10 protein-coding genes are annotated in these 14,206 nt (G+C 59.6%); 6 read left to right on the top strand and 4 right to left on the bottom strand.

The genetic code is table 11. The features are described from left to right. The first annotated feature begins 79 nt into the window (after positions 1–79). From lrp to serS, 5 genes are all read left to right on the top strand, one after another. Positions 80–574 carry a leucine-responsive transcriptional regulator Lrp gene (gene lrp / locus AC2CGQ_RS11240; protein WP_004928318.1) on the top strand — a complete coding sequence of 165 codons (495 nt, stop codon included), beginning with the start codon at positions 80–82 and terminating at the stop codon, positions 572–574. 120 nt (positions 575–694) lie between these two features. Next, positions 695–4,381 (top strand): DNA translocase FtsK 4TM domain-containing protein, encoded by a 3,687-nt coding sequence (locus tag AC2CGQ_RS11235; RefSeq protein WP_484593668.1) that lies wholly within the window; start codon positions 695–697, stop codon positions 4,379–4,381. Between the two features lie 195 nt (positions 4,382–4,576). Further along, positions 4,577–5,188, top strand: a complete 612-nt coding sequence (lolA, locus tag AC2CGQ_RS11230) for an outer membrane lipoprotein periplasmic chaperone LolA (RefSeq protein WP_015377319.1) — start codon at positions 4,577–4,579, stop codon at positions 5,186–5,188. A gap of 67 nt (positions 5,189–5,255) precedes the next feature. Then, positions 5,256–6,542, top strand: a complete 1,287-nt coding sequence (locus AC2CGQ_RS11225; RefSeq protein ID WP_049811597.1) for a replication-associated recombination protein A — start codon at positions 5,256–5,258, stop codon at positions 6,540–6,542. A 109-nt stretch (positions 6,543–6,651) separates the two neighbouring features. Further along, positions 6,652–7,944, top strand: a complete 1,293-nt coding sequence (serS, locus tag AC2CGQ_RS11220) for a serine--tRNA ligase (protein WP_038880767.1) — start codon at positions 6,652–6,654, stop codon at positions 7,942–7,944. A gap of 53 nt (positions 7,945–7,997) precedes the next feature. Here serS and AC2CGQ_RS11215 read toward each other — a convergent pair whose 3' ends face one another. Next, positions 7,998–8,363 (bottom strand): DUF1801 domain-containing protein, encoded by a 366-nt coding sequence (locus tag AC2CGQ_RS11215; protein WP_015377322.1) that lies wholly within the window; start codon positions 8,361–8,363, stop codon positions 7,998–8,000. Positions 8,364–8,526: 163 nt separating this feature from the next. Between AC2CGQ_RS11215 and AC2CGQ_RS11210 the strand changes: the two genes are divergently transcribed. Then, positions 8,527–9,678 carry an MFS transporter gene (locus AC2CGQ_RS11210; protein WP_033654251.1) on the top strand — a complete coding sequence of 384 codons (1,152 nt, stop codon included), beginning with the start codon at positions 8,527–8,529 and terminating at the stop codon, positions 9,676–9,678. A gap of 48 nt (positions 9,679–9,726) precedes the next feature. Here the strand turns inward: AC2CGQ_RS11210 and pflA are convergent, their stop codons facing one another. From pflA to focA, 3 genes are all read right to left on the bottom strand, one after another. Further along, positions 9,727–10,467 (bottom strand): pyruvate formate lyase 1-activating protein, encoded by a 741-nt coding sequence (pflA, locus tag AC2CGQ_RS11205; protein ID WP_031299859.1) that lies wholly within the window; start codon positions 10,465–10,467, stop codon positions 9,727–9,729. 281 nt (positions 10,468–10,748) lie between these two features. Then, entirely contained in the window at positions 10,749–13,031 is a 2,283-nt protein-coding gene (gene pflB / locus AC2CGQ_RS11200; RefSeq protein ID WP_004928286.1) for a formate C-acetyltransferase, read from the bottom strand. A 54-nt stretch (positions 13,032–13,085) separates the two neighbouring features. Continuing rightward, a complete protein-coding gene (focA, locus tag AC2CGQ_RS11195; protein WP_004928284.1) occupies positions 13,086–13,946 on the bottom strand; it encodes a formate transporter FocA in 861 nt (286 codons plus the stop codon). Positions 13,947–14,206: the final 260 nt, after the last annotated feature.

The following is a 14,206-nucleotide window of genomic DNA, read 5'->3' as shown; positions in this document are numbered from 1 at the left end:
CGCTTGGAACGAACCCTTACACATTGACGTTGGCTAGGGTGTGGCAAGTGCACGGAAGAAAATAAGAGAGACAATAATAATGGCAGACAACAAGAAACGCCCGGGTAAAGATCTTGACCGTATCGACCGCAACATCCTGAATGAGCTGCAGAAGGATGGGCGTATTTCGAACGTCGAGCTTTCGAAGCGCGTGGGGTTATCCCCGACACCATGTTTGGAACGCGTGCGCCGTCTCGAGCGCCAGGGTTTCATTCATGGCTATACCGCATTGCTTAACCCGCATTATTTGGATGCGTCCCTGCTGGTTTTCGTGGAGATCACGCTGAACCGCGGCGCGCCGGATGTGTTTGAGCAATTCAACTCGGCAGTGCAGAAGCTTGAAGAGATTCAGGAGTGTCATCTGGTTTCCGGCGATTTCGACTACCTGTTGAAAACCCGCGTACCGGACATGTCGGCTTACCGCAAATTGCTGGGCGAAACCTTGCTGCGTTTGCCGGGGGTTAACGACACCCGTACCTACGTAGTGATGGAAGAAGTGAAACAGAGTAACCGTCTGGTTATCAAAACACGGTAAGGTGCAGGTGCAAAACCTGATTAAATTGGTTACACTCCTGTTTATTCATACAGTTTCGGCGCCGGGGCAGTTTCTCGGCGCTGTTGCTATGTCAGCTAACAGGAACCTGGAGAGCCTTTCTTGAGCCAGGAATATACAGAAGATAAAGAAGTTACCCTGAAAAGACTCAGCAGTGGCCGGCGTTTGCTGGAAGCTGTGCTTATCGTGGTAGCGATTTTTGCCGTTTACCTCATGGCTGCGTTGGTCAGTTTCAATCCGTCTGACCCAAGCTGGTCGCAGACCGCGTGGCATGAGCCGATTCACAATCTGGGCGGCGGTGTCGGGGCCTGGTTGGCCGATACGCTGTTCTTCACCTTCGGGGTGCTCGCCTACGCGATACCGCCGATCATGCTGGTCCTGTGCTGGGCGGCTTATCGCCAACGCAGCAACAGAGACTATATCGACTATTTCGCGCTTTCCCTGCGCCTGATCGGCACCCTGGCGTTAGTGCTCACCTCCTGCGGGCTGGCGGCGCTGAACGTCGACGATCTCTATTACTTCGCTTCCGGCGGCGTGATCGGCAGCCTGCTGAGCAACGCCATGTTGCCGTGGTTCAACGGCATCGGCGCTACGCTGGCGCTGCTGTGCGTATGGGCGGCGGGGTTGACGCTGTTTACCGGCTGGTCCTGGCTGGTGATCGCCGAGAAGATCGGCGGGGCGGTGCTGGGCGTCGCGACGGTGATGACCAATCGCTCACGTCGCGAAGAGCGCTATTTTGAGGATGACGAGCGTTACGTCGACGACGAGCCTGAGCAGGCAGGGAAGGGCGCCGCCGCAGCGGTTGCCGCGACCGCCGCCGGAGCCGCGGCCGCCGATGACGACGTGCTGTTCTCCGCGCCTTCGGTCACCGACAGCGCCAAAGCGGCGGCGGAAGACGCCGCCGATCCGTTGCTCAGCGGCCTGCGCGCCGACGATGGCGAGCTTGAAGCAGAAGCCGCATCCATCGCGCCGGCGGCTTCGCCTGCACCGGCGGTGAAGGCAGAGATCCACGAGCCCGTTGCAGCGCCGATCGCCACACAGGCGCCGTCGGTGACGGTGGCGCCGGCCGCGCCGGCCTCTGTCAATCAGCACCCGGTGAGCGCCCCGGCGCAAGACGCTACGCCGCCGCTGTATTCCTTCGAGATCCCGGAAGAAACGCCCGCGCCTAAGGCGACGCGTCCAACGCCCGCGCCTAAGGCGACGCGTCCTGTCGATCCTTATCAGGATGACGATGAGCCGCGCCTCGGCAACTGGCAAGAGCCGGCCGCACCGCAGCCGCCGGCGCGTTCTCCCTTTGATTTTACCGCCGCACAGCGTGACAGCGTCGACATCGGCAATTCGAGCGGTTTCAGCGCCACCGGCGCCAAACCGCAGCCGGATACGGCGGCAGCCGCTGCTGCTGCAGGTGCCGCGGCGGCGACCTTTATGCCGGCCTTCACGGCGACCAGCGACGGCAATCCGCAGGTTAAGCAGGGCATCGGCCCTGAACTGCCGCGGCCGAATCCGGTGCGCATCCCGACCCGTCGCGAACTGGCTTCCTACGGCATCAAGCTGCCTTCGCAGCGTGCGGCCGAACAGGAGCAGCGCCAGACAGAGGCGGTGGTGAACCCGCAGGAAGAAGAGGCGCTACAGGAAGCCGCGCTGCGTCAGGCGTTTGCCGAGCAGCAAAGCCAGCGCTATGGCGAAAGCTACGCGCCGGAGCAGGATGATGAACAGGCTCAGCAGGAGGCCGAGCTGAGCAAGGCGTTTGCCGAGCAGCAGCACCAACGCTACGGCGAAGGCTATCAACAGGACGACGAAGAGGCGCAGCAAGAGGCCGCGCTGCGCCAGGCGTTCGCCGAGCAGCAGCAGGCGCGCTACGGCCAGCAAGCACCTGCTCCGCAGGCACCGGCCACCAGCCCGATCGATACCCGCAATGCTTTCAGCTTCTCGCCGATGGCGGATCTGGTGGACGATGGCCCGAGCGAGCCAATGTTCACGCTGTCCCCGCAGCTTGAAGAGCGCATTGAACAGCAAAGCGAGCAGGAGGACGATGTGCCGTTCGGTCAGTTTGAGCCTGTGGCGCCTGCGGCTCAACCTCAGCAATCGCATCAGCCGCCTCAACAATACCAACAGCCGCAGCCGCAGCAATACCAGCAGCCGCAGCAACAGCAGTATCAACAGCCGTCGCAGCCGCAATATCAGCAGCCGCAGCAACCGGCGCAGCAGCAGCCTCAGCAAGCTCAGGCCGAGCAACATCCGGCGATGGACAGCCTGATTCACCCGTTCCTGATGCGCAACGATCAGCCGCTGCAGAAGCCGACCACGCCGCTGCCGACGCTGGATCTGTTGACCGAAGCGCCGAAAGAGGTGGAGCCGGTCGATTCCTTCGCGCTGGAACAGAAGGCGCGCCTGGTGGAGGCCAGCCTGGCTGATTACCGCGTGAAAGCCGACGTGGTGGACATCCTGCCGGGGCCGGTCATCACCCGCTTCGAGCTGGATCTGGCGCCGGGCGTTAAAGCGGCGCGCATTTCCAACCTGTCGCGCGATCTGGCGCGCTCGCTGTCGACTTCGGCGGTGCGCGTGGTGGAAGTCATCCCCGGCAAGCCTTATGTCGGTCTGGAGCTGCCGAACGCCAAACGGCAAACGGTGTATCTGCGCGAAGTGCTGGATTGCCCGGCTTTCCGTGACAATCCGTCGCCGCTGTCCATCGTATTGGGTAAAGACATCTCCGGCGAACCGGTAGTGGCCGATCTGGGCAAAATGCCGCACTTGCTGGTCGCCGGTACCACCGGTTCCGGTAAGTCGGTCGGGGTCAACGCCATGATCCTGAGCATCTTGTATAAGGCCACGCCGAAAGAAGTGCGCTTTATCATGATCGACCCGAAAATGCTGGAGCTGTCGGTTTACGAAGGCATTCCACACCTGTTGACCGACGTGGTCACCGACATGAAAGACGCCGCCAACGCGCTGCGCTGGTGCGTGGGTGAAATGGAACGCCGCTACAAGCTGATGTCAGCTCTGGGCGTGCGTAACCTGGCCGGCTACAACGAGCGCGTCGATCAGGCCGAAGCGATGGGGCGTCCGATCCCGGATCCATTCTGGAAGCCGACCGACAGCATGGACATCACGCCGCCGGTGCTGGAGAAAGAGCCGTACATCGTGGTGATGGTCGACGAATTCGCCGATCTGATCATGACGGTGGGCAAGAAGGTCGAAGAGTTGATCGCTCGCCTGGCGCAGAAAGCGCGTGCGGCGGGTATCCACCTGGTGCTGGCGACCCAGCGTCCGTCGGTGGATGTGATCACCGGCCTTATCAAGGCCAACATCCCGACGCGTATCGCCTTTACCGTGTCGAGCAAGATCGACTCTCGCACCATCCTCGATCAGGGGGGCGCCGAGTCCTTGCTGGGCATGGGTGATATGCTTTATCTGGCGCCGAACTCCTCGATCCCGGTGCGCGTACATGGCGCATTCGTGCGCGATCAGGAAGTGCATGCGGTGGTCAAGGATTGGAAAGCGCGCGAGCGGCCCCAATATAAAGAGGGCATTCTCAGCGGCGGTGAAGACGGCGAGGGCGGTGCCGGCGGCGGCATGGACGGCGACGAAGAGCTGGATCCGCTGTTTGACCAAGCGGTGGATTTCGTGGTGGATAAACGCCGCGCCTCCATCTCCGGCGTACAGCGCCAGTTCCGTATCGGCTACAACCGCGCGGCGCGCATCATCGAACAGATGGAGGCGCAGGGCATCGTCAGTGAGCAGGGGCATAACGGCAACCGCGAGGTGCTGGCGCCGCCGCGGCATGACTGATGGTTTAGCCGTTGCAATTCAATAAGAAAGGGCCGCTTAAGCGGCCCTTGTGCAAAGAAGCGTAAACCCGTTTCTTCTCGGAACATTGGCCTACCGGCCGATCGCCGGCTTCAGGTAAAGTAACGGGAGTAAAGGGTTGATTGACCCGCACGGCGTCGCCCTGCGGTTAACGCATTTCATAAGGTATCTGGAATAATGAAAAAACTGTTAGTTGCCTGCTGTCTGCTTTCGGGATTCGCTTCTACCTCCGTGCTGGCCGACGCCGCACAGGATCTGCAAAGTCGCCTGGCGAAGGTGAACAGTTTCCACGCCAGCTTCTCGCAAACCGTGACCAGCGCCGAAGGCGCCGCGGTGCAACAGGGTGAAGGCGAGCTGTGGGTGAAGCGGCCGAACCTGTTCAACTGGCACATGACCTCACCCGATGAGAGCGTGCTGGTCTCCGATGGCCAAACCCTGTGGTTTTACAACCCGTTCGTCGAGCAGGTGACGGCGACCTGGTTGAAGAACGCCACCGGCAATACGCCGTTTATGCTGATCACCCGCAATAATGCCAGCGACTGGAAACAGTACAACGTGAAGCAAAAGGGCGATGATTTCGAATTAACGCCAAAATCCGCCAGCGGCAACCTGAAGCAATTCGCCATCAGCGTGACCAACAGCGGCACCATCCGCAGCTTCGCCGCAGTGGAGCAGGACGGCCAGCGCAGCGCTTATACGCTGAAAAGCCAGCAGAACGTTGCCGCCGATCCGGCCAAATTCAAATTTACCCCGCCGAAGGGGGTGACGCTGGACGACCAGCGCCAGTGAGGTGCAAGTGAGTAATAATCTGTCGCTCGATTTTTCCCAGAACGAGTTCCAGCCGTTGGCCGCGCGCATGCGGCCGACCACGCTGGCGCAGTATATCGGCCAGCAGCATCTGCTGGCCGCCGGCAAGCCGCTGCCGCGCGCCATCGAGGCCGGGCAGTTGCACTCGATGATTTTATGGGGGCCGCCGGGCACCGGGAAGACGACGCTGGCAGAGCTGATCGGCCGTTATGGTCAGGCGGATGTCGAACGGATCTCCGCCGTGACCTCCGGCATCAAGGAGATCCGCGAGGCGATCGAACGGGCGCGGCAAAACCGCGACGCCGGCCGCCGCACTATTCTGTTCGTCGATGAAGTGCACCGCTTCAACAAAAGTCAGCAGGACGCCTTCCTGCCGCACATTGAAGACGGCACCATCACCTTTATCGGCGCCACTACCGAAAACCCGTCGTTCGAATTGAACTCGGCGCTGCTGTCGCGCGCCCGCGTGTATCTGCTTAAGGCGCTGACCGCCGAAGATATCGGCCAGGTGCTGGATCAGGCCATGAACGACAAGGCGCGCGGCTTTGGCGGCCAGAACGTCGAGCTGCCGGCGGAAACGCGCCGCCTGCTGTCGGAGTTGGTGGGCGGCGATGCGCGCCGGGCGCTGAACAGCCTGGAAATGATGGCGGACATGGCGGAGATCGACGCCAAAGGCGTGCGGGTGCTGACGCCGCAGCTGCTGAAAGAGGTGTCGGGCGAGCGCAGCGCGCGCTTCGACAACAAGGGCGACCGTTATTACGACCTGATTTCCGCGCTGCATAAATCGGTGCGCGGTTCGGCGCCGGACGCCGCGCTGTATTGGTATGCGCGCATCATTACCGCCGGCGGCGATCCGCTCTATGTGGCGCGCCGTCTGTTGGCGATCGCCTCTGAAGACGTGGGCAACGCCGATCCGCGCGGCATGCAGGTGGCGATCGCCGCCTGGGATTGCTTCACCCGCGTGGGGCCGGCGGAGGGCGAGCGCGCCATCGCGCAGGCGATTGTTTACCTGGCCTGCGCGCCGAAGAGCAACGCGGTTTACACCGCGTTCAAGGCCGCCATGCGCGACGCCAGGGAGCAGGCCGATTATGACGTGCCGGAGCATTTGCGCAACGCGCCGACCAAGCTGATGAAGGAGATGGGGCTGGGGGCGGAGTACCGTTACGCCCACGACGAACCCAACGCCTACGCCGCCGGCGAGAACTACTTCCCGCCCGAAATGGCCCATACGCGCTACTACCAACCGACCTCGCGCGGGCTGGAAGGGAAAATCGGCGAAAAGTTGGCATGGCTGGCTGAGCAGGATCAAAATAGCCCGACAAAACGCTACCGCTAGCGTGGCCGTTGCGGTAAGGTTAGCGGGTATCACTCTTCTTTTATGCGGCTATAAATCAGCCGCATAGAACAACAACACTTCTTTCAATAACAACAAGCACAGGATTAGCATGCTCGATCCCAATCTGCTGCGTAATGAGCTAGACGCAGTCGCCGTCAAACTGGCTCGCCGAGGCTTTAAACTCGATCTGGATCTGCTGCGTTCGCAGGAAGAACGCCGCAAAGTTCTGCAGGTAGAAACTGAAACGCTGCAAGCGGAACGCAACTCCCGATCGAAATCCATCGGCGCGGCCAAAGCGCGTGGGGAAGACATCGAGCCGCTGCGTCGCGAAGTGAACGAGCTGGGTGACAAGCTGGATGCCGCCAAGGCGGCGCTGGATGCGCTGCAAAGCGAGATCCGCGATTACGCCCTGACGCTGCCTAACCTGCCGGACGACGCGGTGCCGGATGGTAAAGACGACAGCGAAAACCTGGAAGTCACCCGCTGGGGCGAACCGCGCCAGTACGACTTCGCGGTGCGCGATCACGTCGATCTGGGCGAAATGGCCGGCGGGCTGGATTTTGCCGCCGCAGTTAAGCTGACCGGTTCGCGTTTCGTGGTGATGAAAGGGCAAATCGCCCGCATGCACCGCGCGCTGTCCCAGTTCATGCTGGATCTGCACACCGAGCAGCATGGCTATCTGGAGGCCTACGTGCCTTATCTGGTCAACCACGCCACGCTGTACGGCACCGGCCAGCTGCCGAAGTTCGGCGAAGATCTGTTCCATACCCGCCCGCTGGAAGAAGAAGCCGACAGCAGCAACTACGCGCTGATCCCAACGGCGGAAGTGCCGCTGACCAACCTGGTGCGCGACGAGATCGTGGAAGAGGAATCTCTGCCGCTGAAGATGACCGCACACACGCCATGCTTCCGTGCGGAAGCCGGTTCTTACGGCCGCGACACCCGTGGTTTGATCCGCATGCACCAGTTCGACAAGGTTGAAATGGTGCAGATCGTCCGTCCGGAAGATTCGATGGATGCCCTGGAAGAGCTGACCGGCCACGCGGAAAAAGTGCTGCAGTTGCTGAACTTGCCTTACCGCAAGGTGCTGCTGTGCACCGGCGACATGGGCTTCGGCGCGTGCAAGACTTACGATCTGGAAGTGTGGCTGCCGGCGCAGGATACCTACCGCGAGATCTCGTCCTGCTCTAACATGTGGGACTTCCAGGCGCGTCGCATGCAGGCGCGCTGCCGCAGCAAGGCCGACAAGAAACCGCGTCTGGTTCACACGCTGAACGGCTCCGGCCTGGCGGTCGGCCGTACACTGGTGGCGGTGCTGGAAAACTACCAGCAGGCCGACGGTCGCATTCAGGTGCCTGAAGTGCTGCGTCCTTATATGGGCGGCCTGGAATATATCGGCTGAACAGCCAATCACTAGAAAAAAGCGCCTGCGGGCGCTTTTTTTATGTCGAGAATTCAGCCTTTCGCCAGCGCGTAGGCTTGTTTAATGTAGTCCGCCAGGTGCTTGCTTTTCACTTCGGCGGGCGAGTGAAGCTTGATGTGCCGCCGATATTGGCCGTTGCCTTCAAGTTGCTGATAGCGATCTTCCAGTCGGTGCCCTTGGCCGAATTCCACCGTGACGTGATTGCGGTAGGCGAAAACGCCGCAGAAAAATTGAGTATGCGAGAACATGATGCCGCCGTATTTGACCGATTCGCTGACGCCACTGCCGCTCGCCGTGGCGATCCGGCGCACCTGTTGTACGATCTCCAGCAGCTCGCCGTGCGTGCTGCCGATGTCCGCCAGCAAGGTCTCGACCGCCGCATTATTTGCCTGACTCATCTCGCTTCTCCGTCGTCAAATCCGCTCTGCGCTGAGCATAACGCTTTTTCGGTCGTTTGGTCGGAAACAAATCGTGCGCTGGAATGATAAGAGGCGATTGACTTTTTTATCGCCAGTGGCATGATGCGCGCACTCTCATTGCGCGTTCGGTCACAATTTCACTATGTCCGCATACTCCCGCCCAGTGCTCCTGTTGCTCTGCGGCCTGTTGTTGCTCACGGTATCCATTGCCGTTTTGAATACGTTAGTGCCTCTTTGGTTAACCCATGCTCAGCTGTCGACCTGGCAAGTGGGAATGGTCAGCTCCTCCTATTTCAGCGGCAACCTGTTGGGCACGTTGGTGGCGGGTAAACTGATCCAGCGCGTCGGCTTCACCCGCAGCTACCATCTCTCCTGTTTGTTGTTCGCCGCCGCGACCGCCGGTATGGTGCTGTCGATCGATTTCTGGAGCTGGCTGGGCTGGCGCTTCTTCGCCGGCGTCGGTTGCGCCTGGATTTGGGTGATTGTGGAAAGCGCGCTGCTGCGCAGCGGTAATCTCAGCAACCGCGGCCAGCTGCTGGCGGCCTATATGATTGTCTATTACCTCGGGACGGTGACCGGCCAGTTACTGTTGAGCATGACCTCGACCGAATTGCTGCACGTGGTGCCGTGGGTGACCGCGATTGTGATCAGCGCCATGCTGCCGATGCTGTTCGCGCGGGTAAACCGCCATGAAGACGAGCCGCAGCAAGCGGCGGTATGGACAATGTTGAGACGCCGCAGCGCGCGCCTGGGCATCAACGGCTGCATCATCTCCGGCATCGTGCTCGGTTCGCTGTATGGCCTGATGCCGCTGTACCTCTCTCATCAGGGCATGAGCGACGCTAACGTCGGCTACTGGATGGCGCTGTTGGTCAGCTCCGGCATCGTCGGCCAATGGCCGGTCGGGCGCCTGGCCGATCGTTACGGGCGCCTGCTGGTGCTGCGCATTCAGGTGTTTGTGGTGATCCTCGCCAGCGTGGCGATGCTCGGCAACTACGCCATGGCGCCTTCACTGTTCATCCTCGGCTGCGCCGGCTTTACCCTGTATCCGGTGGCGATGTCTTGGGCCTGTGAGAAGGCAATGCCGCACGAACTGGTGGCGATGAACCAGGCGCTGCTGATGAGTTACACCATCGGCAGCTTGCTGGGCCCATCGATGACGGCGCTGCTGATGCAGAACTATTCCGACCGCGTGCTGTTCGTGATGATCGCCGCCGTGGCGCTGGTTTACCTGCTGATGCTGCTGAAGAAGCAGAAGCCGGATCACCATCACACGCCGTTCGCCGCCGCCTGAGCATAAAAAAACCGGCTATGAGCCGGTTTGTCTTTGGCGCTGCGCCAATCAGTAAATGACTTTGTGGCCGTAGCTTTCCAGGATGCCTTTGACGCGATCCATGGTCTCGGCCTTCGGCGGATGCACGCCGTCCAGTTTGTACTCTTCCCCCATCGCTATCCATTTGTGCTTGCCCAGCTCGTGGTAAGGCAGCAGCTCGATTTTCTCGATGTTGGTCATGTCTTTGGTGAACTCGCCCAGCAGGTGCGCCGATTTATCGTCGTCTGACCAACCCGGCACCACCACGTAACGGATCCAGGTGCGCTGGTTGCGTTTCGCCAGGTAGCGGGCGAATTCCAGCGTGCGATGGTTGGAAACGCCGACCAGATTCTGGTGGATCTCATCGTTCATCTGTTTCAGATCCAGCATCACCAGATCGGTAGTGTCCAGCAGCTCGTCGATCACCGGATCGTAGCGGCGCACGAAGCCGTTGGTATCCAGACAGGTATTGATGCCTTCGGCGTGGCAGGCGCGGAACCAGTCGCGCACGAATTCAGCCTGCAGGATCGCTTCGCCGCCGGACGCGGTCACGCCGCCGCCGGAAGCGTTCATGAAGTGGCGGTAGGCCACCGCGTCTTTCATCAGCTCTTCGACGGTCACTTCTTTGCCGCCGTGGGTATCCCAGGTGTCGCGGTTATGGCAATAGAGGCAGCGCATCAGGCAGCCCTGGAAGAAGACGATAAAGCGGATCCCTGGCCCGTCGACGGTGCCGCAGGATTCGAAGGAGTGGATGCGACCAGTTACTGACATTGCGGGGTTTTCTCCAATATTGACTGTCAAACGCAGTCTAAAAATAGGCGCGTGGCCGCCGGCCAGGTATCTGCGATGCAGTGGCGGAGTGAGCCCGCCACCGGGGGTAATGATGCCTGTCGGCCGGTCAGTTGCCGGATAACTGTTTTGCCGGTTATCCATTCAGTATAGATGTCCGGCAAAACAGACTCGTACAGAGTCAGGGGAGAGCGGTGGGAGAAAAGGGCCGGCAGAACCGGCCCTGACGTTGCTACCGGGCAGTTTCCCGCCCGGCTGGCGCATTACATCGTTTGAGTGAAGGTACGAGTAATGACGTCCTGCTGTTGCTCTTTGGTCAGCGAGTTGAAGCGCACGGCGTAACCGGAGACGCGGATGGTCAGCTGAGGGTATTTCTCAGGGTTTTCCATCGCGTCCAGCAGCATTTCGCGGTTCATTACGTTGACGTTCAGGTGCTGGCCGCCTTCGATGGAGGCTTCATGGTGGAAGTAACCATCCATCAGGCCCGCCAGGTTGGCTTTACGCACGTCGTCGTCTTTACCCAGCGCGTTAGGCACGATGGAGAAGGTGTAGGAGATCCCGTCTTTCGCGTAGGCAAACGGCAGTTTGGCTACCGAGGTCAGGGAGGCTACTGCGCCTTTCTGGTCGCGGCCGTGCATCGGGTTGGCGCCTGGGCCGAATGGTGCGCCGGCGCGGCGGCCATCCGGGGTGTTACCGGTTTTCTTACCGTACACCACGTTGGAGGTGATGGTCAGTACGGACTGGGTCGGTACCGCGTTGCGGTAGGTGCGCAGTTTCTGAATTTTCTTCATGAAACGCTCAACCAGGTCGCAGGCGATGTCATCGACGCGGGCGTCGTTGTTACCGAACTGCGGATACTCGCCTTCCACTTTGAAGTCGATAGCCAGGCCGTCTTCGTCGCGAATGGTGGTGACTTTCGCGTACTTGATGGCGGACAGGGAGTCGGCCGCCACGGACAGACCGGCGATGCCGCAAGCCATGGTGCGATAAACGTCACGGTCATGCAGCGCCATCAGCGCAGCTTCGTAGCTGTACTTGTCGTGCATGTAGTGAATGATGTTCAGCGCGGTCACGTACTGCTTGGCCAGCCAATCCATAAAGTGGTCCATGCGCGCCATGACTTTGTCATAGTCCAGCACTTCGTCCATCATCGGCGCTTCTTTCGGGCCGACCTGCATTTTCAGTTTTTCGTCAACGCCGCCGTTGATGGCGTACAGCATGGTTTTCGCCAGGTTGGCGCGGGCGCCGAAGAACTGCATTTGTTTGCCGACGATCATCGGGCTGACGCAGCAAGCGATGGCGTAGTCATCGTTGTTGAAGTCAGGGCGCATCAGGTCGTCGTTTTCGTACTGAACGGAAGAGGTGTCGATGGACACTTTCGCCGCGAATTTCTTGAAGTTCAGCGGCAGCTTCTCAGACCACAGGATGGTCATGTTCGGTTCCGGAGACGGCCCCATGGTGTACAGGGTGTTCAGGAAGCGGAAGCTGTTTTTGGTGACCAGGGTACGGCCGTCGACGCCCATACCGGCCAGGGACTCAGTCGCCCAGATTGGGTCGCCGGAGAACAGCTCATCGTACTCAGGGGTACGCAGGAAGCGCACCATCCGCAGTTTCATCACCAGGTGGTCGATCAGCTCCTGCGCTTGCTCTTCGGTCAGTTTGCCCGCCTTGATGTCGCGCTCGATGAACACGTCGAGGAAGGTGGACACGCGGCCGAAGGACATGGCGGCGCCGTTCTGGGATTTCACCGCGGCCAGGTAGCCGAAGTAGGTCCACTGCACCGCTTCTTGCGCGCTGGTGGCTGGGCCGGAGATGTCGTAACCGTATTTGGCGGCCATCTCTTTGATCTGAGCCAGAGCGCGATGCTGTTCAGCGATCTCTTCGCGCAGCTGGATGGTCATTTCCAGGTCTTCGCCGTTTTCCAGTTTTTCCTGCAGCGATTTGAACTGGTTCAGCTTGTCGGCCATCAGGAAGTCGATACCGTACAGCGCCACGCGGCGGTAGTCGCCGATGATGCGGCCACGGCCGTAGGCGTCCGGCAGACCGGTCAGCACGCCGGATTTACGGCAGTTCAGGATGTCTTTGGTGTAAACGTCGAATACGCCCTGGTTGTGGGTTTTGCGGTATTCGGTGAACACTTTTTTCAGCTGCGGATCCAGTTCGCGGCCGTACACTTTGCACGAACCTTCGACCATTTTGATGCCGCCGAACGGGATCAGCGCGCGTTTCAGAGGGGCGTCGGTCTGCAGACCCACGATGGTTTCCAGCTCTTTGGCGATGTAACCCGCGTCGTGAGAAACGATGGTTGAAGCAACGTTGGTGTCGAAATCAACCGGCGCATGAGTGCGGTTTTCCAGTTTGATCCCTTCCATAACCTTGTCCCACAAGGTGGTGGTGGCTTGAGTAGCGCCAGCCAGGAAGGATTCGTCACCCTCATAAGGCGTGTAGTTTTTCTGGATGAAGTCACGAACGTTGACTTCATTCTGCCAGTCACCCTTGCTGAAACCTTCCCAAGCGTTGGCTAATTTCTCGTTAAGTTCGGTCATTGTACACCTACCTTTGATTGTGGATTTCTAACTCTGCGCGCGGTTACTCACAGCTTAGTGCTGCTCGCGGCCCCCGCGCAGATAAATTACCCAGTAAGTCAACCCAACCAGCAGACCACCGCCGATGATGTTACCGAGGGTGACCGGAATCAGGTTGTCGATGATGAAGTTGCTTACTGTCAGATGAGCGAATTGCTCAGGTACCGCCCCTACGGCTTGCCAGAACTCCGGCGTGGCGAAGTGTTTGACCACGATGCCCATAGGGATCATAAACATGTTAGCGATGCTGTGTTCGAAGCCGCTGGCGACAAACATCCCGACCGGCAGCACCATGGCGAGCATCTTGTCGGTCAGGGTGCGGCCGGAGTAGCTCATCCAGACCGCCAGGCAGACCATCAGGTTGGCCAGAATGCCGAGGCAGACGGCTTCGATGAAGGTGTGATGCAGCTTGTGGTCTGCGGTTTGCAGGACATTCAGGCCCCACTGGCCGTTGGCGACCATATACTCGCCGGAGAACCAGATCAGCGCCACGAAGAACAGCGCGCCGACCAGGTTGCCGAGATAAACGTTCAGCCAGTTGGCGCCCAGCTGGCCCCAGCTGATGCGGCCGCTGGCCTTGGCGATGACGATAAGCACGGTAGAGGTGAACAGGTCGGCGCCCGACACCACCACCAGCATTAACCCGAGAGAGAAGCAGATGCCGCCGACCAGTTTCGCCAGCCCGAAAGGCACGCCGGCGGTGCCGGTGGTCGCCGTGATGTAGAAGACGAAGGCGATGGAAATGAAGACACCGGCGGTGATCGCCAAATAAAACGTTTTCAGCGGATGTTTGGTGGCTTTATACACGCCGGCATCTTCAGCGATTTTCGCCGTTGCCGCAGGTAAAATCAGATCGAAGGGGCTGTCAGTTTTCAAACTAACTCTCGCTCTTAAGGGTTAAAACAACGCAATGAGATACTAGCAAAGCAGTATAGGGGAAAATTTGATTTGGATCATAAGGCGGGGAAGTAGAGCGGTGAAATGGCGTGTTTTTTGTGTGGCTTTTATGGTTAATTTATTGATTTTTAATCAAAAACAATTTTTTAATGTTTGCAAATTTTTTTGAATCCACCGAGTGGTCGGCGTGGAGTAAAGTTAAATTTTTAGGCGTTTTGTCGCCGCGCGGCGCTGAAAGT

Source organism: Serratia sp. DFXYC6 (assembly GCF_057196085.1).
This window is presented reverse-complemented; position numbering and strand designations above follow the sequence as displayed.

Excerpts from the sequence above, each read along its gene's own strand:
- lrp (WP_004928318.1), top strand. The coding sequence starts at position 80 with ATGGCAGACAACAAGAAACGCCCGGGTAAAGATCTTGACCGTATCGAC.
- lolA (WP_015377319.1), top strand. The coding sequence starts at position 4,577 with ATGAAAAAACTGTTAGTTGCCTGCTGTCTGCTTTCGGGATTCGCTTCT.
- AC2CGQ_RS11225 (WP_049811597.1), top strand. The coding sequence starts at position 5,256 with ATGCGGCCGACCACGCTGGCGCAGTATATCGGCCAGCAGCATCTGCTG.
- serS (WP_038880767.1), top strand. The coding sequence starts at position 6,652 with ATGCTCGATCCCAATCTGCTGCGTAATGAGCTAGACGCAGTCGCCGTC.
- AC2CGQ_RS11215 (WP_015377322.1), bottom strand. The coding sequence starts at position 8,363 with ATGAGTCAGGCAAATAATGCGGCGGTCGAGACCTTGCTGGCGGACATC.
- AC2CGQ_RS11210 (WP_033654251.1), top strand. The coding sequence starts at position 8,527 with ATGTCCGCATACTCCCGCCCAGTGCTCCTGTTGCTCTGCGGCCTGTTG.
- pflA (WP_031299859.1), bottom strand. The coding sequence starts at position 10,467 with ATGTCAGTAACTGGTCGCATCCACTCCTTCGAATCCTGCGGCACCGTC.
- pflB (WP_004928286.1), bottom strand. The coding sequence starts at position 13,031 with ATGACCGAACTTAACGAGAAATTAGCCAACGCTTGGGAAGGTTTCAGC.